Raw genomic sequence first — 17710 nt, forward strand, 5'->3', positions numbered from 1 at the left:
CATGCCTGCCACGTGCCCAGTCGATGTCGAATATCCCTTGTTGGCAGACCAGTTCCTGATTTCTCGTACCGACGCCGGTAGCAAGATCAGCTATGTCAACCGGACATTCCTCGACGTCAGCGGCTACAGCGAAGCCGAATTGCTGGGCGCCACCAATGAGCTGTTCCGCCATCCCGACATGCCGGACGCAGTCTTCGCCGATATCTGGAACACGCTCAAGGGTGGCAGTATCTGGTCCGGCATCATGAAACACCGGCGCAAAGGCGGCGGCTTTTTTTGGGTGCAGGCGACCATCTCGCCGATGTTGGCCGACGGGCGCCTGCTTGGCTACGCCACCGTGCGTACCCGGCCCGAACCTGCCTTGCTGCACCACACCGCCGCCTACGCGCTGATGCGCAAGAGCGGCCGCGCTGGCGGGTTGCGCCTGCATGGCGGCGCGCTGCGCCGCACCGGCCTGGCCGGCTGCTTCGATCAATTCGCCCGCCCGACGCTGGCTGCGCGCCCGACAATGGTCATGGCGTGTTCCGCAGCCGGACTGTTTTGCCTGGCGGCGTTGCCCTATTCCGGCCCGGTCGCCGCCTGCCTGGTGGCGCTGCTGTTCGCCGCCCAACTCGGTACCGGCTGGCGCTTGCGACGCGCTCTGCAGCAGTTGCTCCCGGCGCACGAGCTATGCCCTAAGCTCGGCGCCGGCAACCTGAGCCTGCCAGCGACGGCGCCACCGCATGGCGCCCTGGACGGTCTTGCCGGCAGCCTGAGTATCATGCAACAGAGCCTGCGCGAACTGGTGCGTCAGGTTGGCGGCGGCAGCGCGTCCGTGGCCGCCGCCGCGCGGGCGATCGACGACGGCAACCGCAGCCTGGCGTGCCAGACCGAACAGCAAGCGGCCGCGCTGCAGCAGGCGGCCGCCACGATGGCGCAACTTGCCGGCACGGTGAGACAAAACGCCGCAGGCGCCGGCGAGGCGAAACAGCTGGCCGGCGCGACCGTGGCGCTGGCAACGTGCGGCAGCGACGCCGTGCAATTGCTGGCTGACCAGATCGGGAAAATGGCCGCCGGCGCGGCCGGCATCGCCGAATTCATCGGTGTTATCGATGGCGTCGCGTTCCAGACCAATGTGCTGGCGCTGAACGCAGCCGTGGAGGCGGCCCGGGCCGGCCAGCAGGGCCGCGGCTTCGCCGTGGTGGCGGCGGAAGTGCGCAACCTGGCGCAGCGCAGCGCAGCAGCGGCACAGCAGATCGGCATACTCATTAAGGCTGCGACGGGTCAGATCGCCGAAGCCAGCCGACTCGGTGCGCAAGCCACGCTTACCTTGCAGGAAGTGGTGCAGGCCGCGCATGTCGTCTCGGACCTGGGCGGCCGCGTCGCCATCGCCTTGGCAGAGCAAAGCGACGGCATCGCCCAGTTGCACCAGGCGGTGGCGCACATGGATGAGGCCACCCAGCGCAACGCCGCCCATATCGAAGAGTTATTAGCGACTGCCGCCGAGTTGGCCGGGCAATCCTGGGCACTGAACAACACGTTGGCCGTGTTTCATTCATAAAGCAGTTCGCCAGAGGTCCCTTCTATCCGGTTGTAGAATACTCAAAGACAATTTCCCGGCCAGCGCCCCAGCGCCTCCCGGGAGCAGGAGAATGCATCATGCCGAATGCTCAATTCACCTCACAGGCGCTGTCTGGCACCTTGCTCGACGCGCCGCATCTGCAATTGTTCGCCTCGCGCGACCTGGTTCAGACGCGCATGCTCGTGGGGCAGGTCATGAAGCCACACAGGCTGGAAATCCACGGCGGCTCCCAGCAACTCGCTTCGCGCATGCACCACATGACGCTGGGCGGTGTGGCGCTGAGCAGGCTGAAATACGGCGCCGAAGTCGATATCGAGCCAGGTTGTCTGGAGGATTTCTTTTTGATCCAGATGCCGCTGGCCGGGCATGCCAGCATTGAAAGCGGCAGCCAGCGCATCGTCTCGAACGCCAACCTGGCGGCGGTGATCAGTCCGAGCGATTCGACGGTGATGCGCTGGAGCGCGGATGCCGACCAGCTGATGGTGCGCATCGACCGCCAACTGATCGAGCGCGCCGTGAGCGCGCAAACTGGCCGCGCGGACCAGGAGCCGGTGCGCTTCGAGCTCGACTTCGGCTGGCGCGAGTCCAACGCATGGCGCTGCATGCTGCTCTACCTGAGCACGTTTGCCGCCAATGAAATCGATGTCGTCAAGTATCGTCTGCTGGTGGCCAACATCGAGCAACTGGTGGTGTCGACGCTGATCGCCTCGCAACCGCACAATATGAGCGAACTGAAGAGACCGCGCCGCATGGCGGTGCTGCCGCGGCATGTGCGCAAGGTCGAGGACTTTCTGCGCGAACACGCGCACGAGCCGATCTGCGCCGATCAACTGGCGCAGCTGGCCGGCGTCAGCATACGCAGCCTGTACGCCGGCTTCCGCGAATACTGCGGCATCAGTCCGCTGCAATACCTGCGCAACCTGCGCCTGGACGGCGCGCGTCAGACCTTGCTGGCCGAGCCCGACAGCAACGTTACGAGTGTTGCCATGCGCTGGGGCTTCAGTCACATGGGCCGCTTCAGCATCGAATACAAGCAGCGCTTCGGCGAGAGCCCGAGCCAGTGCCTGCGCAAGCCACCGGCGCCGCGCCGCTAAGTCACCACGCAGAGCGACATTAGAACGGCATCACCGCTTTCACGTACAACTGCTGGCCCTCGGGCCGGTTGCGCACGGCATACTCGCGTTGCAGCTTGGCGGTGAAGAACACGCTCTTGCCTGTGTCGTACTTGAGCGTCGGCCCGATGGCGACCGCGCGCGCCTTGCCAGCCGCAGCAGGGCCGTCGTCGGCGCTGACCTGGCGGAACACATGACCGCCAACGCCCGCCACCCAGCCATTGCCGAACCATAGCCCACTGCGTAGTCGGCGTGCAGCGCCTGGCCGGAGCGGGTATCGATCGCCGAGTTGCGCTGGTTAATGTCATACATCAGTTTGAGCTCGGCGTTGACCCCCGCCGCCTGCAGATAGCTCAAGGCGACGACAGGCTGCGCCATCCAGATGTTCTTGCCGAGACTGGACGGATCGTTGCGGTCGTACTTGCCGGTCGGCGCATACAAGTCCAGCGCCACCAGATAGTGGAAATTCGGCGACGCATGATAGCCCAGCGCGGCGCCAAGCATAACGTCGCCCAGCCCGCTGCTTTTCCAGTGACCGGCGCCAATCCTGGCATCGACGTCTAGCAGGGGCGCAACAGAATGCAGCGCGAGCTGGCCGCCGCGCCTGATCTGGCCCGTGACCCAGATCAGGCGCGGCGCCAACACGCCGACGCTGACCTTGAAATTGGACAGCGCGATGCGCTCGCCGCGCAGCGTGTCGTACCTGGCGCCGCCGGCGTAGGCCATGCCATATAGTCCGGGCGGAGGCAAGGTGCCCGCCAGGAAATTTTCCAATCCGTCAGGATACACGGCGCAGTCCTGCGCCCTCGGTAGCCATGGCGGTTATGCCGCACAAGGACAAGGTGGTGGCCAAGGCGGCGCGGCTTATTTCAATAGCTAGTTTCATTTTCTCTCCCGGCCTGGACAGGCCTTATAATTGGTTGGATTGATTGCGTCGGGCACCAGGTTGCGACTGGCGTGCGCTCCCGACAGCGCGTTGCAGTTACACGCCGGTAAAAAATTCTTTCCCAACCTAGCTGCTAGCGCGGTTCCAACTGCTGCGCCATCAGGTAGCCGGAGCCGCCACCGAGCCCTGGCCCAGGATGGGTCGATGCGCCTATGTGGAACAGCTTGCGGTAGGCGGTCTGCTGGCCGCGCGCGCCGGCGGCGCCAGCAAACGGCCGCAGCCAGAAAAATTGGTCGGGCGAGCAGACCCCGGAATACGGATCGCCGCCCACTAGGTTGCAGTTCATGCTCTCTAGGTCGGCCGGTGAGTAGGCGCGCCGCCCGACGATCAGCTTTGACAGCCCAGGCATGACCATCTCCAGCCGGGCCTGGACCCGGTCGGCCACCGCCTCGCGCACCGCCTCGGTCCAGCGGCCGTCGGAAGGCACTGCGATCTCGCCTAGCGCATCACCGCGCAAGCGGCTCGGCAACTCCTGCATCTGGATCCAGAGTATCCAGCCGCCTTTCGGCGCGCGTGAGGGATCGACCGCGCACGGTTGGCCGATGCCCAGCGTCGGATGGCGCGGCAGCAGGCCGTTGTTGGCCTCCACCACCGAAGCGCAGACGTTTTCCATGCTTTCCGTCAGGTGAACCAAGGGTACTTTCAGCATTTCCGCGTCGCGCCACCCCGGCGGTGCGCTCAGCGCGAAGTGCAGTTGCATGTCACCGCGGCCGAAGCGATAGGCGGCCGCGCGCGCGCGCAACGGCCCCGGTGCCTCGGGCAACAGGCGTCCGTACAACTGCGGCGGCGTAACGTTGCACACCACCGCCTGCGCCGCCTCGTAGACCTGGCCACCGGCGACGGCGACGCCGGTGGCAACCTTGCCCTTCGTCAGGACGCGCTCGACGTCGACGCCGGTCAGCACGCGACCGCCATATTGCTCGATGACGCGCTGCAGCGCCTCGACGATGCGACCGCTGCCACCGCGCACTACCGGCATGCCGCCGGCCACCACCGAAGCAAAGGTGAGCCTGCCGATCAGCGCGGAGCTCGCCTCGTCCGGACCGAGGCCGGTGTGCAGGACCCAGGGGGCGACCAGCGCGCGCGTCAATTCGTCGCCGAAGGCCCGCTCGGACCAGCGCCGGAAGCTCTCCAGCGCCTCCGCGCCGAACTGGGCCAGGCCGTCGACGCCGCGCTTGCGCCACTCCTTGGCCAGCAACCACGCCACCGACAGGCCGTAGGGGTTATGGCTCAACAAGCCGAAAGTCAGGGCGGCGTCCTCGCCGAACAAGCGCCGCGCCATCTCGCCGAAGGCCAGGCCGTCGCCTGGGGCCAAGCGCTCGATGCGCTCGACGGCGTCGCCGATGTCGCATTTCAGCGCCAGCCCGCGGCCATCCGGCATGGCCACGCCAGTGCTGTAGTCCGAGCGCAGGAATTCCAGCCCGGCCGCCTGCAGCTCGTCCTTGAGGTCCGCATACCCGGGGCTGCCGACGAACAGGGGATACCAGGAAGACATCACGTCATGCAGATAGCCGGGAAACAACTCCTCGGTACGGATGCAGCCGCCAGCAACCGCGTTACGCTCCAGCACCAGTACAGACTTGCCGCGCTTGGCCAGCAGCGCCGCACACACAAGCGAATTGATACCGCTGCCGACGATCACCACATCCGTCATTTTGATGTTCATGAGAACGCTCCTGTCGACACCCACTAATTGGACTGCATCAGCGCGATCACCCGCAGCGGGCTACCGGTGTGCTCGTTGCAGGAGAAGTTGTTCCAGTACCAGGCCAGGCCGCGCTCATCGTAGCGCGACACCTCTTGCAACTGGAACGGCGCGCACTGGCCGAACTGTTCGGGCAATTGCAGCACCGGCGTCTGCGGGCTCAGCATCTGCGTCAGGTCGACAATCTTCAGTGCACCGCTGGCAAGCGCCTGCACCAACTGGAGTAACGGCGAGCTGTTCATATGCGTCTCTTTCATGGTTTCGCTTGACAGCGGTTGCTTCAGCACGGCAGCGCCGGCGACAGTTGGGTGAACTGGCCGCGGTGGAACACGACAGGGTCGCCGCTGCCGGTGTAGTAGCGCAGCACGCGGCCAACAAACAGCGTGTGGTCGCCACCGGCCTGCAGTTGCTCCCGCGAGCAGACGAAACTGGCCAGGCTGTCCGGGATCAGTGGCACGCCCTCCGGGCTGTCGAAGGACTGCGCTTGCGCGAACTTGTCAGGCACGGACGAAGTGGCGAAGCAGCGCGCCAGGTCGGCCTGCCCTGCGGCCAGCACGTTGATGCTGAAGTGCTCACTATGGCTGAACGCCGCAAGGCTGGGCGAGCGGTTCACCAGGCTCCACAGTACCAGCGGCGGATCCAGCGACAGCGAGGCGAAAGAGTTGATGGTCAATCCCACGGCGCGCCCCTCGGCGGTGCGGCAGGTAACGATGGCGATCCCGGTCGGATAGCAGCCGAGGGCATTGCGCAGCGCCTTGGTGTCATGGGGCAGATGCCCCTGCAGGTCCATCGCTTGCTGAGCGCCAGCCAGCGGCGCACAAGCGCGCATATCGGTCATGGTATTCATGTTCTCTCCTCAGGCCGGCACTGCCATGGACGCCATCTTGGTGGCGATGAATTGCCGGGACGCCTGTGCATCGGTCCACCAAGGAAAGAAGTCCGGCGGATTGTCGAAGGCGTTGGCGATGGCGCCGGCCAGCGGCGGGCATTGGCCGGCGGCGCCGAGCAGCTCGAGCATGTGCGGCGCCGGCGGCGTCAGCAGCGTGTTGGTCCAGGTCACGACATGCTGCGCATAGTCCCAGAAGCGCTCGAAGGTCTCCTCCATCCAGGCGCGCGAGAAGTCCTGCCCGCCATGCGCTAGGATGGCGTCGAGGTAGACCTTGGCCGCCTTGGTGGCGTTGTTGGAGCCCTGCCCCGTGATCGGGTCGTTGACAGTGACGGCGTCGCCAAGGCCGAACACCAGCTTGCCCGATGGCAGCGTCATCACCGGCTTGCGGATAGTCGGCGCGAAGCTGCCGGAGAGGAAGCCGTTGGCGTCGCTGAGTTCGACCTGCCTGGCGCGATCGGCTTCCCACGGCAGATATGTCTGTAACAGCTTCAGGCTTTGCGCCAGATGGTCCTGCGGCGTCTTGATGTCGCGCCAGCAATCCATCGGACCGCCCAGCACGCCTTCGAAGACCATGATGTCGCAGGGACCGTTCACGCTCAGTGCCGGAAAAACGAAATACTCGCCGACGCCGGGAATCAGATTGAACGCGACCCGTGAATAATCCGGCTTCGGCTGCAGGCCCTTCACATAGGTCAGCGCCAATACGCGCATCGGCTTGTCAAACGGCGAACGGGCGGCGTCGCGCTCGAACATTTTGACTACCTCGCCCTTGCCGGCGGCCAGGATCACCAGATCATTTTCGGTGGCCAGGCGCTCCAGCTCCGCCACGCCGACATCCTCGATCAGCAGCGTGCCGCCGCGCTGCTCGAACAGCTCCATCCAGGCCGGCATCTTGATGCGCTGGTCGACCGCCTGGGCCGGGCGGTCCAGCCGCGCGCTCCAGTCGATCGCTTTCTCGCCAGCGAGCTCGGGATGCGGCACCGCCAGGCCGATGCCTTCCACAGGCGGGCACTGCGCCTCCCATTGATTCAGGCCGAGGTCGCGCTCGATCTGCAAGGACTGATCGAACATACATTGGCTGGACATGACGCGTCCGCCGCGGATGTCGTCCGGCGTCCGGTTGGTCGCTACCGTCACTTGATAACCCTGCGCCAACAAGCCCAACGCCAGCGGCAAGCCGGCTTGTCCACCACCTACTATTGCAATACTGCGCATATCGTTCTCCTAGATTTATATTAGTTTTACCGTTCTGTCCGTCACCAGGACAGCCGGCCCTGCGGGGTCGATGGCGCCCCGCTTATTCCATCAAACGCGATATTGCCGGCAGGGCCTGTTCCGGCCCCATCGCGGAGTAACCGCCATCGACCGCATAGTCGGCGCCGGTGACGAAGCTGGCATGGTCCGACAACAGGAAGGCGACCACCTGGGCCACCTCTTCCGGGTCGCCGACGCGGCCCAGCATGTGGTAACTGGCGGCGACCCGGTCTGTCTTGGCGCGGTCGCCATGGGTGAGCTCATCCATCAGGCGGCTCCAGGTCCATCCCGGCGAGACGGAGTTGACGCGGATGCGGTCGAGCGCCAGATCCATCGCCATGCTGCGCGTCACTTGGACCAACGCCGCCTTCGACACCGGATACAGCCAGCGGCCTGTTTGCGCCACCCGCGACGAGATACTGGTGAAGTTGACGATGGCGCCTGCGCCCGCCTTGAGCATTTCGCGCCGCACCGCGCGCGCCATCATGACGGCACTGACCACGTTCACGTTCAGCGCCTGCTGCCAGTCGGCGCGGCCGGCGCCGGCGCCGCCGTCGGTATAGGTGCAAGCCAGGTTGACCAGGAAATCGACGCTGCCGAAATGCGCCGCCACTTCGGCCACGCCCTGTTCGACCTGGCGGTCATCGGTGATATCGAGTTCCCAACTGCGCGTCGTGGCTGGATGCTGCGCCACCGCCTTGGCGGCGTTGACGCCGTCGATATCGAACACCGCCACTTTGACACCGGCCTGCCTGAGCACCTCGACGACCGCCGCCCCGATCATGGTGGCGCCGCCGGTAACGATAGCCGTCTTGCCTGTCAATCCTTTCATCGCCCATCTCCCTGTTGTTGGTTTTTCTTGGATAACGGTTTGATTATCAAACCAACGATGGGGTCGGACTAGCCAGATCCCGCACCGGCTATCCGCAAAGTGCAGATATGCAAGGGGTGAGCAACGAGTGGCCAACGTTGACAACGAACCGATCGTGACGATCACTGTCACAGGCCATGCAAATGCGCGCCAAATTGGGCCATCGGGCACAATGATGCAAGCTGTCGGGCGTTGTTGAATAATTCGACCGGTCGCCATAGGAGTGTAGAATCTGGCATCATTTTCTCCCAGGTAGACCCGTGCCGTACAGACACAGCGAAGAGCGTCGCCACAAGTTCGAAAAGCCGCTTTACAAGGTGACGAACTGGCCTGAGTACAACGCCGCGCTCAGGCGGCGTGGCGACTTTACGATGTGGTTTACCGAGGAGGCGATTGCCCAGTGGTGCCCAGCCAAGACCGGTTCGCGCGGCCGACCAACAAAGTATTCCAATGTGGCAATCGAGACCGCGCTGTTCATACGACAGGTTTTTCATCTGGCATTGCGGCAGACCGAAGGCTTCATGAAATCGCTTGCCCGTTCCCTGAAATTTGAGATCAGCATTCCGGATTTCAGCTGCATTTCCAAGCGAAGCATCGGTTTGCCAAGACATGCCTTTAGCAAATTCTTGGACCCTGGTAACTTCGTCATCGTGGACTCCACCGGGCTCAAGGTATACGGGAAAGACGAATGGCACCAGGAAAAACATGACGTCGCCGCCCGGCGCACTTGGCGCAAGCTGCATCTGGCGATCAACGAACATCATCAGGTTCTTGCGTGCGAACTGACGACGCCGGATGTGGGCGACACGACGGCCGTGCCGGATTTGCTCGATCAAATCACGACACCGTTTGAAACGTTCATGGGCGATGGCGCCTACGACGGCGAGCCGGTAGCGCAGGCGGTGCTGGCGATGCAGCGCTACAAGCGGATCTTCGGCAACACGATGAAAGCGCTTGCTCTGGCGCGCCAGAAAACGGAGGCGTGGATCAGTGCGTCCGCACTGAACAGGATGACCAGCTTCGGCATGCCGGTGTCGATAAAAATCTAAAAACGGACGGAAACTGGAGACGTTTTTTCCTGGCGTCGATTAATTTAACAACGCCCCTTCGCGGCGTAGCTGGCGCCAGACCTTCTCCGCACCCTAGACCTGCCCACCAGTAGCCGGACGGGCGACCTGCAAGACTTTGCAAATCGCTGGCCCCCACAGCGCGTACGCGTTTCCTTTGCTATTAGATTCTGGCATTGGCAATGCGCATCGATGCAACTATCAAGCTTCCGTGGTTGGCCCTCCCCGCCCATTCAAACGATTAACGCCGCCGGCCACCAGTATCATTTCGCCGCGCGGCAGCGACCCGGTCCGCACTCCGGCATGATCCGCAAGCTTGAACACGGAGACAGCCTGTACCAGTTGTTCTGCCTGCACGCGCTGGCTGGCCGAGGCTGCCGCCGTCTCTTCCACCAGCGCGGCGTTTTGTTGCGTCATCTGGTCCATTTGGCGGATGGCGCCGCCGACCTGCCGAATGGTATGGCTTTGCGCCAGCGTCGCCGCGTTGATCTCCTCGACGATGTCGCCGACGCGTTTGATAGCGTCCACGGTTTCCTGCATGGCGCCGCCCGCCTGCCCTGCCAGCACGGCGCCCCGCGCGACCTGCTCCATATTTCGGCTAATCATGTTTTTAATTTCCTTGGCCGCCTCGCCGCTACGGCCGGCGAGCGAACGCACTTCCGTCGCCACCACGGCAAAGCCACGGCCCTGCTCGCCGGCGCGCGCCGCCTCCACTGCCGCGTTGAGCGCGAGGATATTGGTCTGGAAGGCAATGCCATCGATGACCCCGATAATATCGCCGATCTGGTGGCTGAAATCCGAGATGCTTTGCATGGTACCGACCACTTGCCCCACCACATCGCCACCACGAATTGCCACAGAACACGCCGTCTGCGCCAACTGGTTCGCCGTCTGAGCGCTCTCAGTGTTGTCACGCACCGTTTTACCAAGCTCATCCATTGATGCCGTGGTTTCTTCAAGCGCGCAGGCCTGCTGTTCCGTACGATTGGAGAGATCGAGTGTGCCCTGGGCAATTTCCGCCGAGGCGCTGGCCAGGTTGTCACTGGCACCGCGCACACCTGCCACGATCCCAGCCAGACTGGCATGCATGCGCGCGATGTTTGACATCACGCTTACACTATCGCCTGGCCGAACCGTGATCGGCTCACCGAGATCGCCCGCCGCGATCTGCGCAGCATACCGGGCCAAATCACGCGGCTCGGCGCCCAATTCCTTGTGCAACACTCTCAACGAGGTCACGGCCGCCACTACACCGCTGATCAGCGCCAGCAGGAACGCCCCGCCGCTGATGCGCTTCGCTAACTGATAATTATTCTGCGTCGTATCACGAAGTCTCAGGTTCTCATCTGACTGGTATTGCACCAATTTTTTAAGCCTGGCCTGCAGCTCCGCCATGGCCGGCTTGGCCCTTGAAATCAACCAGGCACTGGCCTCGTCGCGCTTGCCTTGATTGATCAGTTCAATAAACCGATCAAAATCCGGCCCGGAACGGGCCCGCGTCCATTCGAGCAATCCCTTTACCTGCCGACCGCCTTCGGGATCGCCGAGGCTCAACACGCGCAACTCCTCGATCTCTTCCTTATAGACAGTGTACGCCTGACCGCCCGCGTGCACTGCCGCCTTCACCGCCGCGCTGTCATTTGTGATCATCGTGATCAGTGTCGATTCCACGCCAATATGAAGTAAATCCGCGAGGTTCTGTGTCAAATATAGTTTTCTATTGTTTTCGTTCACCACTAACTTCAGATTCGCGTTGGCTTCTTGTAACTGCCATAAAGTCAGCATACCGGCGACTAAAAACAGCACGACGGTGACACCAAGTCCCGAAACAAGCCGCGTGCGAATGGTCATATGATTTGACATGGATGCTCTCGAATTAAATGAACGATAGATCTTGAAGCAACATGCATCGCGGTTCGCCAGGAATCATTCAAGATTCCTGGCGAAGAGATCGTGCCCAAAGCAGGGAAGCGTGCATATCATGGTTTTCGCAGCGCCACCGGCGACGCTGTTTTTTCCACCACGCGCACACGCCAGCCCCGGCCCCTGCAATTGCTTCAGTACGCGATGTAAGGCGCCGGCTCAGCGCGGGCGGCGAAAAACAAACGCACGCAGTGCCGGATACAGAACCAGACAAGCGACCAGGGCGGTGAAGAATTCGACTGGCAAATGCTCCTTGAGCACATAGTGCGCAAGCGCCGTTGCGACGATGGTCGTGATCACGCCGGCCCAATTGACGGACTGGACGCCTTGCTTGAGCGCGGCGCTGCGGTCGGCGAAGAAGAAGTAATCGCAGATAATGATTGCGCTCACGCAGGTGGTCAGCACGCCGAGCAGAGTGATCCAGGCATTCACCAGCGCCAGCAACTCTCCGTACAGCATGACCAGGCCGATGATGTTCGCCAGAATAACGAACGTGACGCGGCCAGGACGCCAGCCGACGGTGGCGTCAAACAGATTGGACAACGACAGCGAGGCGCTATAGGTATTGAGCACTTGCGCCTTGCCCTGCGCGAGCACCATGAGCAGGCTGCCGATGACGCCGCCGAACACGATGAAGGCGGCGGCGATGGAATCGGGGCTCTCGAGCACCATCTTGTGCGCCACATCGGGGGCCATGCCCTTGGCGATATAGAACTCGACCAGGGCCGGCACGCCGGCATACATGAACACACCGCCGATGGCCACCATCACCACGTCCATGGCGATGTTGCCGATCAAGGCCGCGATGCCGATTTGCGACGAGCTTTTTGCATAACGGCCGATGTCGGCGTCAACCAACGCCAGGGCGCCGGCCGAGCCGATCAGGATGTTGACGGCAAAGATGAATTTACCAAGATCGCTATCGGCCCCCATCGCCTTCAGGACATCGGCGGGAAACTGGGAAGTGAACGACATCAGCGTGCCGATATCGGCCGTCGATTGCTCCATCACCCGCGCCGTCATGTAGACCAGGACCAACAAAAAGGCAACCAGCGTGATGGAAGACACCTTCGACACCAAGGCAAAACCATAAGCGGTCAGCAAAATCCAGCACACGGTGAGTATCCCGTAGATGATCACTTTCATGGCCAGCGTGTCCTCCAACCCGAAATAGAAAATCAGCCCCTTGTACAACAGGGCGTTTTCCAGCGCCAGGAAACCGATAATCATGAAAGAGAAGATCAGCGACGCGACGACCGAACCTTGATTGCCGAAACCGAAATAGCGGGCCAAAACCGTGCTTGACAATCCCGTCTTGTACGCCACATGTCCCGTCAACCAACCCATCAAAGCGCCGACACAGGTGACGAACAGGCCAGCGAGCATCGCGATCTGAAAGCCGGCAACGAAGGTGATCAGGGCACCGAAAAACAACTGCACCAGCGTGGTAGCGATGCCCGCCGTATTCCAGCTCAAGGTGAGCCAGTTCTGTCGTTCCCCGATAGGAACGCTCTCCAGAGCATGATCTTCCTTGTTGCTCTGTAATGTCTGCACTGCCATTGTTGTCTCCTTTTTCATTATTTTATTAAAGCGATCAGGCCGGCAATCGGGATTTGAGCGCGCTCAAATCGATCTCATGCAACCGAATTCAGTATAGTCAGGGGGTAAAATATTAGTCAAATAAATGGCGCTTAGAATTGGAATTAGTCTGGCAAATATCCTGCCCATGCGCAGACGGCATGGCGGCAGCTACGCGGTCAGCCGGGAGCACTCCAGATCTCGCCATCGCCGTCCAGACTCACCAATTCGACGCTACGGCTTTGCCCTGGCTCAAAGCGCAAAGCAGCGCCCTCCCCGAGATTCAGGCGCATCCTTTAAGCCTGCCAGTGCGGGAAAAGCAAGGCGTTGTTCACTTCGAAGAAATGGCATCGCGCCCCGACCAGCACTGGGCGCTCGCCCCGATGCTCCACCGTCAACTTGACGGCGGCCCGCGCCGGCGGGCGAGCGCTGCCACTCATGCTGCTTCCTTGGTAGTCGCGCTAGCAGGCGCCGGTCCGGCAAGCACCGCTGCGGATGTGGCGCTGCTTGAAGTATTCGACGCCAAGTTTTCCGGCGCCACCATGCTGCACGCATACGCCAATCTCGACGGCCGCCGCTTGGAGGCTGGAACGCAGTTCGGTAGCCGCCATAGCACCGGAAGCGTGGTCACCTTCAAATTCCCCGGCGGCGCGGGCGTGGCCCGCTGGGTCTTCGGCGACGAAGACGTGACGGTGGACCGCGATGACATTGCGGCTTTCTGCGCCTGGCGCGGCAAGCCCGCGCCGGAGTACCTGCGCGAGGTTCTGCCATGAGCCCACGCATCTACAAGAAGCAGGCCAAGCGCGCGGTGCAGCTGCTGCGCAGCCATGGCGATACGACGAAGTACATACCGTCGAGCGAGCCTGGCGTCACCGACGATCCATTTCCTTGGAAGCGTGGCAAGTGGCTGCGCCGGCACCGGCCAGCTGAATATGCCCTGTGGCAGCGCATCAGTGGCATCCCGGAATTTGGCCGTCAGGACTTTGATGGCGAGTGGTACGGGCATGATTCCCGGGTCGGCTGGGTGCGGCATTACGATCACGCCCGTTTGCCGGCGGATTACTGGGAAGGGCCGGAATGGGAGTCTGGCGGCAAGCCGTGGCCGCGCATGACCACCAGCGATCGCATGGGCATGTGGCGCTACAGCCAAATTGCGCCAGGCTGGCGGTGGCGCGGCGGCCGTGCTGTGCAGGTGGCGTCATGAAGCCGGCGGCCGCAGGGTGCGTGCATGGGGTGCACGGGGTCGGAAGTCGAAACCCTAGAGGTAATGCGCAATGACCGACAACGACGAAGTGCCGAACAGTGAACGCTGACCCGGCGCCGCGCGCGTGGCGGCGGCCCTGATCCTGATTTACGTGGCGGCGACCCTGGCGGGCGTCCTGGCCGCGACAACCTGAAAGGTAAATATGAGCAAGCTTATTGAATGGGCGCCGGTCGTGCGCGATGCCAACGGATCATATGCGCATCCGGACCTGCCGGCTATTGATGATGGCGACGTCGAGAATGTGAAGAAATGGCTCCATTCCCATGGGCTACTGATGCAGATGGTATGGATGGAGAGTGACGCGCCGGCCATGTTCGATAGCTACGGTGATGGTGATCCATGTGCAATTGCCGCCTGGCAGCCCGCGCCGCCATGCTTGCACGAGTTCCAGTGATTCCTCAAGGAAGCGGTGACTGCGCTCGGCGCCATCGGCCGAAATTTCGGCGCCGAAGCACGCTATCATCCAAGGCTGCACGCGGCCCTGGAATGAATCGGTGGGCGTTGCGCGGGCAGGTGGATTGCGTTGCTCGTTGTTGATCATTCTGCATGCTCCAAAAAGGTTACTTCACCGGGCTGGCGCGCTGTCGCGTCACCCATCAGGTAAATCACGGAAGACACACCACCGCCCAGCACCTGGGCGCCCATGGCGCGCAAGTGGTGCTGCTTGCCCTCGAACAGTACGGGCTGGCAGGTGTGGATCGCGCGCAGCACTGCACGGTCCAACTTGTAGGCGGCCTCGGCCGGGGTTTCCGGCGGCGGCGCTGGGTTGCGCCCACTCATTGCGCCACCGGCGCACGGCGGGCGAACCATGCCACCGGGCCGTCCTCGCTTTCGTGCAGAGCCAGCAGGAACCAGTCATCGCCAGCTGTGGTTGCACGGCCAGCGAGGCGCACCAGCTGGTCGACTATGTTTTCGGCCGCCCAGTCGGCGAGCGCGCGCAGGAAGTAGGCGGCGTCATGGTCACGCTAGCCGCCCTATGCCTGGCCCAGGGCCTGGATATGCATGCGGCCGGCGAGACTGAGCTGGCCAGGATCTGGACGAAGGTGGAGGTGATCCGCGCCAAGCAGGCGGCGAAGCCGAAGCGCTCACCGCTGCCGGCGGCTGCACCCCAGCCGATCATCGGGCGGCTGATGGATCAAATATCGGCGCTGCCTGTCCTGTGGGGCTTGAATGAGCCAGGCGCGCTGCTGCGCAACAGCGACGTATTCCGCGTACTGGTTGCTGCTGGCCGTGAGCAAGCCACCCCGGAACACGCTGCTGACGTGGCGGCCGGGAGCGCGCCATGAACATGAGCGAAGTCGAAATGCGCCACATCGCCGAAATGGTGGCGGCACTGGACAAGGCTGGCGGCAAGCGCACCGCCAACACGGCCGGCGAACTCAACAGGCAACAGATCTGCGCCGCACTCGGCGTCAGCGAATCTACGATCCGCCGCCTCGAGCAGGCCGGGCTGCCATATACACCGGTCGGTGCGCGCTCCAAGCGCTACGACCTTGAAGAATGCAAGAACTGGTTAAAGGAGAACAACCAATGTCCATCTGGGACGACAAGGACGGAAGGAAGCACATCGGCTTTATGGTCGGCGGCAAAAGATTTCACCATATCCTGCCGCAAGGCACAACTGCGCGTGATGCCAAGCGAATAGAAGCGGAAATGCGCGGCTCCGTGGCGCGTGCGCCAACAAAGCCCGTAATTATTCAGGGCGACCCACCCATGCTTGCCATTCTGGCTATCTATGTGGAGCACTCAAAAACTCTTCGTAGTGCCGAGACGTCCGAACATCACGCAAAGCGACTTGAGCCATGGGCTCGTAAGTATAAGGCAAGCCAAGCACAAGAATTCTCGGATCACGTCATCAAAGATATGAGCCAGAAGATACTGGACAAAAAGACTGGAAAAATGAAGCACGCATATGCACCCGCCACCATCAATCGCTCTCTGGCCTGCGCAAAAAAAGGACTTGCAATTGCGTGGCGCCAACGATTAATTTCCGAAAATTTCGGATTAAGAATTGAGAACGTGCAAGTGAACAACAAGCGGGAGGTATTTCTTTCGGTGGATGAAGTGCAGCAAATTGCTCAGCATTGCACGGCCCAGGTACAGGCCGCCATCTGGGCTGCACTTTTGACGGGCGCCCGCCGCGGCGAGTTGTTCCAAATTCGTGAAGAGGATATTGGCGTTGACACGATCACCTTGCCTTCGAGTCACACAAAGACCTTACGGGCGCGCGTAATTCCAATCATCCCCGCGCTGCGACCTTGGCTCGCCCACTTTCCGCTTGAAGTGAGTGTTGATGGGCTGAAATCCGCTTGGCGCCGAGCGCGCGTGAAGGCGCGTATGGAGCATGTGAACTTTCACGACCTACGCCACTCATGCGCCAGTATCATGCTCGGCCTGGGTGTAGACCTTTATACAATAAGCAAAATTCTCGGTCACAGCAATGTGCAGACGACTCAGCGCTATGCGCACCTCCAGGTCGATGCGCAGCGTGCTGCGTTGGATAAGCTATCGATGCTAGTACAAAACAAAAAATAAAATTACACAGGCTAATTACACAGGCACAAAAAAAGCCGATCACGCAATGTATCGGCTTTAATGTAAGTACTTGATTTTACAGCGAATTCTTGGTGGGAAGTGCAAGTTTCGAACTTGCGACCCCTGCAGTGTGAATGCAGTGCTCTACCCCTGAGCTAACCTCCCGAAGCGAGGCGAATTATCGCATAGGTATTGCGGCATCTGCAAGGGCTACGGCAGGAAATTTATCCTGCCGGACGCTTTCTCAGGCGGCAGCGGCAGGCGCGGTGACGGCGGTCCAGATGCATTGTCCCTTGGCTGCCTTGTCGAGGCCGGCGATGGTGGCTTCGTGGGCGGCGATTTCATCGGCGCTGGCGGGCTGGAAAATGACTTCGGCCAGGGGGACGATTTCCAGCACGGCGCCGTCGGCGGCCACTTCCACTTCTTCTTCCATGCTCAGGCTGTTCTGTCCGCGCGTCATGGCCAGGTAGACGTCGGCCAGCAATTCGGAGTCGAGCAGCGCGCCGTGCAATTTACGGTGGGCGTTCGAGACGCCGTAGCGGTCGCACAGGGCGTCGAGCGAGTTGCGCTTGCCCGGATGCATTTCCTTCGCCTGCACCAGGGTGTCGATCACGCCATGCACTTGCTCGTGGACCGGCGGCAGGTTCAGGCGCTTGAATTCCGCGTTCAGGAAGCCGATGTCGAACGGGGCATTGTGGATGATCAGTTCGGCGCCGGCGATAAACGCGCGGAATTCTTCCGCGATTTCCGCGAATTTCGGCTTGTCGCTGAGGAATTCCGTCGTCAATCCGTGGACGGCCAACGCGCCCTCTTCCGAGTCGCGCTCGGGATTGATGTATCGGTGGAAATTATTCCCCGTCAACATGCGGTTGTTCAGTTCGACCCCCCCGATCTCCAGGATGCGGTCGCCCGTGCGCGGGTTCAGGCCGGTGGTTTCAGTATCGAGAACAATTTGACGCATGGCAGATTCAGTCGTAAAAGCAAAAAGCGAAGGGCACAGTATAG

General features: G+C 61.9%; 18 protein-coding genes, 1 tRNA gene and 1 pseudogene. 9 read left to right on the forward strand and 11 right to left on the reverse strand.

The window, feature by feature from the left end; translation table 11 throughout:
• Nucleotide 1: 1 nt before the first annotated feature.
• Together AC3RCJ_RS17520 and AC3RCJ_RS17525 are read left to right on the forward strand one after the other, a co-directional pair.
• On the forward strand, nucleotides 2–1540 hold the full coding sequence (locus tag AC3RCJ_RS17520; RefSeq protein ID WP_492958408.1) for a methyl-accepting chemotaxis protein: 1539 nt from the start codon (nucleotides 2–4) through the stop codon (nucleotides 1538–1540).
• A gap of 98 nt (nucleotides 1541–1638) precedes the next feature.
• Nucleotides 1639–2655: an AraC family transcriptional regulator gene (locus tag AC3RCJ_RS17525; RefSeq protein WP_492958406.1), complete on the forward strand. Its 1017-nt coding sequence runs from the start codon at nucleotides 1639–1641 to the stop codon at nucleotides 2653–2655.
• A 19-nt stretch (nucleotides 2656–2674) separates the two neighbouring features.
• On the opposite strand, the pseudogene AC3RCJ_RS17530 reads toward AC3RCJ_RS17525, so the two are convergent.
• The 6 genes and pseudogenes from AC3RCJ_RS17530 to AC3RCJ_RS17555 all read right to left on the reverse strand — a co-directional run bounded on the left by AC3RCJ_RS17530 (nucleotide 2675) and on the right by AC3RCJ_RS17555 (nucleotide 8299).
• Nucleotides 2675–3399 (reverse strand): annotated as a pseudogene (locus AC3RCJ_RS17530) (SphA family protein).
• Between the two features lie 293 nt (nucleotides 3400–3692).
• On the reverse strand, nucleotides 3693–5285 hold the full coding sequence (locus AC3RCJ_RS17535; protein ID WP_492958404.1) for a phytoene desaturase family protein: 1593 nt from the start codon (nucleotides 5283–5285) through the stop codon (nucleotides 3693–3695).
• A 23-nt stretch (nucleotides 5286–5308) separates the two neighbouring features.
• Nucleotides 5309–5566 carry a hypothetical protein gene (locus tag AC3RCJ_RS17540; protein ID WP_492964659.1) on the reverse strand — a complete coding sequence of 86 codons (258 nt, stop codon included), beginning with the start codon at nucleotides 5564–5566 and terminating at the stop codon, nucleotides 5309–5311.
• A 38-nt stretch (nucleotides 5567–5604) separates the two neighbouring features.
• A complete protein-coding gene (locus AC3RCJ_RS17545) occupies nucleotides 5605–6171 on the reverse strand; it encodes a flavin reductase family protein (protein WP_465046804.1) in 567 nt (188 codons plus the stop codon).
• 9 nt (nucleotides 6172–6180) lie between these two features.
• Nucleotides 6181–7428, reverse strand: a complete 1248-nt coding sequence (locus AC3RCJ_RS17550) for a styrene monooxygenase/indole monooxygenase family protein (RefSeq protein WP_492958400.1) — start codon at nucleotides 7426–7428, stop codon at nucleotides 6181–6183.
• A gap of 82 nt (nucleotides 7429–7510) precedes the next feature.
• The gene (locus AC3RCJ_RS17555; RefSeq protein ID WP_465046802.1) at nucleotides 7511–8299 is read right to left on the reverse strand and encodes an SDR family oxidoreductase; all 789 of its coding nucleotides are present in this window, start codon (nucleotides 8297–8299) and stop codon (nucleotides 7511–7513) included.
• 299 nt (nucleotides 8300–8598) lie between these two features.
• Here AC3RCJ_RS17555 and AC3RCJ_RS17560 point away from each other — a divergent pair, with 299 nt between their 5' ends.
• Nucleotides 8599–9387: an IS5 family transposase gene (locus tag AC3RCJ_RS17560; protein WP_492958398.1), complete on the forward strand. Its 789-nt coding sequence runs from the start codon at nucleotides 8599–8601 to the stop codon at nucleotides 9385–9387.
• A gap of 219 nt (nucleotides 9388–9606) precedes the next feature.
• Here AC3RCJ_RS17560 and AC3RCJ_RS17565 read toward each other — a convergent pair whose 3' ends face one another.
• Both AC3RCJ_RS17565 and AC3RCJ_RS17570 read right to left on the reverse strand, forming a co-directional pair.
• The gene (locus tag AC3RCJ_RS17565; RefSeq protein WP_492958396.1) at nucleotides 9607–11268 is read right to left on the reverse strand and encodes a methyl-accepting chemotaxis protein; all 1662 of its coding nucleotides are present in this window, start codon (nucleotides 11266–11268) and stop codon (nucleotides 9607–9609) included.
• Nucleotides 11269–11487: 219 nt separating this feature from the next.
• Nucleotides 11488–12888: a purine-cytosine permease family protein gene (locus tag AC3RCJ_RS17570; protein WP_492958394.1), complete on the reverse strand. Its 1401-nt coding sequence runs from the start codon at nucleotides 12886–12888 to the stop codon at nucleotides 11488–11490.
• Nucleotides 12889–13067: 179 nt separating this feature from the next.
• Between AC3RCJ_RS17570 and AC3RCJ_RS17575 the strand changes: the two genes are divergently transcribed.
• The 3 genes from AC3RCJ_RS17575 (at nucleotide 13068) to AC3RCJ_RS17585 (ending at nucleotide 14564) form a co-directional block, all read left to right on the forward strand.
• Nucleotides 13068–13679 (forward strand): hypothetical protein, encoded by a 612-nt coding sequence (locus AC3RCJ_RS17575; RefSeq protein ID WP_492958392.1) that lies wholly within the window; start codon nucleotides 13068–13070, stop codon nucleotides 13677–13679.
• On the forward strand, nucleotides 13676–14110 hold the full coding sequence (locus AC3RCJ_RS17580; RefSeq protein WP_492958390.1) for a hypothetical protein: 435 nt from the start codon (nucleotides 13676–13678) through the stop codon (nucleotides 14108–14110). Before AC3RCJ_RS17575 ends, AC3RCJ_RS17580 begins: the two co-directional genes overlap by 4 nt.
• 202 nt (nucleotides 14111–14312) lie before the next feature.
• On the forward strand, nucleotides 14313–14564 hold the full coding sequence (locus AC3RCJ_RS17585; RefSeq protein ID WP_492958388.1) for a hypothetical protein: 252 nt from the start codon (nucleotides 14313–14315) through the stop codon (nucleotides 14562–14564).
• A 143-nt stretch (nucleotides 14565–14707) separates the two neighbouring features.
• Here the strand turns inward: AC3RCJ_RS17585 and AC3RCJ_RS17590 are convergent, their stop codons facing one another.
• The gene (locus AC3RCJ_RS17590) at nucleotides 14708–14950 is read right to left on the reverse strand and encodes a hypothetical protein (protein ID WP_492958386.1); all 243 of its coding nucleotides are present in this window, start codon (nucleotides 14948–14950) and stop codon (nucleotides 14708–14710) included.
• A gap of 176 nt (nucleotides 14951–15126) precedes the next feature.
• On the opposite strand from AC3RCJ_RS17590, the gene AC3RCJ_RS17595 reads away from it, so the two are divergent.
• Genes AC3RCJ_RS17595 through AC3RCJ_RS17605 form a run of 3 tightly spaced genes read left to right on the forward strand, consistent with a single transcriptional unit; the run spans nucleotide 15127 to nucleotide 16705 of the window.
• Nucleotides 15127–15456, forward strand: a complete 330-nt coding sequence (locus tag AC3RCJ_RS17595) for a hypothetical protein (RefSeq protein ID WP_492958384.1) — start codon at nucleotides 15127–15129, stop codon at nucleotides 15454–15456.
• The gene (locus AC3RCJ_RS17600; protein WP_492958382.1) at nucleotides 15453–15815 is read left to right on the forward strand and encodes a helix-turn-helix transcriptional regulator; all 363 of its coding nucleotides are present in this window, start codon (nucleotides 15453–15455) and stop codon (nucleotides 15813–15815) included. Before AC3RCJ_RS17595 ends, AC3RCJ_RS17600 begins: the two co-directional genes overlap by 4 nt.
• Nucleotides 15701–16705 carry a tyrosine-type recombinase/integrase gene (locus AC3RCJ_RS17605; RefSeq protein WP_492958380.1) on the forward strand — a complete coding sequence of 335 codons (1005 nt, stop codon included), beginning with the start codon at nucleotides 15701–15703 and terminating at the stop codon, nucleotides 16703–16705. The genes AC3RCJ_RS17600 and AC3RCJ_RS17605 overlap by 115 nt, the downstream gene beginning before the upstream one ends.
• A 90-nt stretch (nucleotides 16706–16795) precedes the next feature.
• Here the strand turns inward: AC3RCJ_RS17605 and AC3RCJ_RS17610 are convergent.
• Both AC3RCJ_RS17610 and dnaQ read right to left on the reverse strand, forming a co-directional pair.
• Nucleotides 16796–16870, reverse strand: a tRNA-Val gene (locus tag AC3RCJ_RS17610).
• Nucleotides 16871–16949: 79 nt separating this feature from the next.
• Nucleotides 16950–17666, reverse strand: coding sequence for a DNA polymerase III subunit epsilon (gene dnaQ, locus AC3RCJ_RS17615; RefSeq protein WP_492958378.1), 717 nt, complete (start codon nucleotides 17664–17666; stop codon nucleotides 16950–16952).
• Nucleotides 17667–17710: the final 44 nt, after the last annotated feature.

The organism is Janthinobacterium sp. GW822-FHT07H11 (assembly GCF_058798615.1).

Bases quoted from the DNA above. Each gene is read 5' to 3' on its own strand.
- AC3RCJ_RS17520 (WP_492958408.1), top strand. From the start codon at position 2: ATGCCTGCCACGTGCCCAGTCGATGTCGAATATCCCTTGTTGGCAGAC.
- AC3RCJ_RS17525 (WP_492958406.1), top strand. From the start codon at position 1,639: ATGCCGAATGCTCAATTCACCTCACAGGCGCTGTCTGGCACCTTGCTC.
- AC3RCJ_RS17535 (WP_492958404.1), bottom strand. From the start codon at position 5,285: ATGAACATCAAAATGACGGATGTGGTGATCGTCGGCAGCGGTATCAAT.
- AC3RCJ_RS17540 (WP_492964659.1), bottom strand. From the start codon at position 5,566: ATGAACAGCTCGCCGTTACTCCAGTTGGTGCAGGCGCTTGCCAGCGGT.
- AC3RCJ_RS17545 (WP_465046804.1), bottom strand. From the start codon at position 6,171: ATGAATACCATGACCGATATGCGCGCTTGTGCGCCGCTGGCTGGCGCT.
- AC3RCJ_RS17550 (WP_492958400.1), bottom strand. From the start codon at position 7,428: ATGCGCAGTATTGCAATAGTAGGTGGTGGACAAGCCGGCTTGCCGCTG.
- AC3RCJ_RS17555 (WP_465046802.1), bottom strand. From the start codon at position 8,299: ATGAAAGGATTGACAGGCAAGACGGCTATCGTTACCGGCGGCGCCACC.
- AC3RCJ_RS17565 (WP_492958396.1), bottom strand. From the start codon at position 11,268: ATGTCAAATCATATGACCATTCGCACGCGGCTTGTTTCGGGACTTGGT.
- AC3RCJ_RS17570 (WP_492958394.1), bottom strand. From the start codon at position 12,888: ATGGCAGTGCAGACATTACAGAGCAACAAGGAAGATCATGCTCTGGAG.
- AC3RCJ_RS17575 (WP_492958392.1), top strand. From the start codon at position 13,068: ATGGCGGCAGCTACGCGGTCAGCCGGGAGCACTCCAGATCTCGCCATC.
- AC3RCJ_RS17580 (WP_492958390.1), top strand. From the start codon at position 13,676: ATGAGCCCACGCATCTACAAGAAGCAGGCCAAGCGCGCGGTGCAGCTG.
- AC3RCJ_RS17585 (WP_492958388.1), top strand. From the start codon at position 14,313: ATGAGCAAGCTTATTGAATGGGCGCCGGTCGTGCGCGATGCCAACGGA.
- AC3RCJ_RS17590 (WP_492958386.1), bottom strand. From the start codon at position 14,950: ATGAGTGGGCGCAACCCAGCGCCGCCGCCGGAAACCCCGGCCGAGGCC.
- AC3RCJ_RS17595 (WP_492958384.1), top strand. From the start codon at position 15,127: ATGGTCACGCTAGCCGCCCTATGCCTGGCCCAGGGCCTGGATATGCAT.
- AC3RCJ_RS17600 (WP_492958382.1), top strand. From the start codon at position 15,453: ATGAACATGAGCGAAGTCGAAATGCGCCACATCGCCGAAATGGTGGCG.
- AC3RCJ_RS17605 (WP_492958380.1), top strand. From the start codon at position 15,701: ATGTCCATCTGGGACGACAAGGACGGAAGGAAGCACATCGGCTTTATG.
- dnaQ (WP_492958378.1), bottom strand. From the start codon at position 17,666: ATGCGTCAAATTGTTCTCGATACTGAAACCACCGGCCTGAACCCGCGC.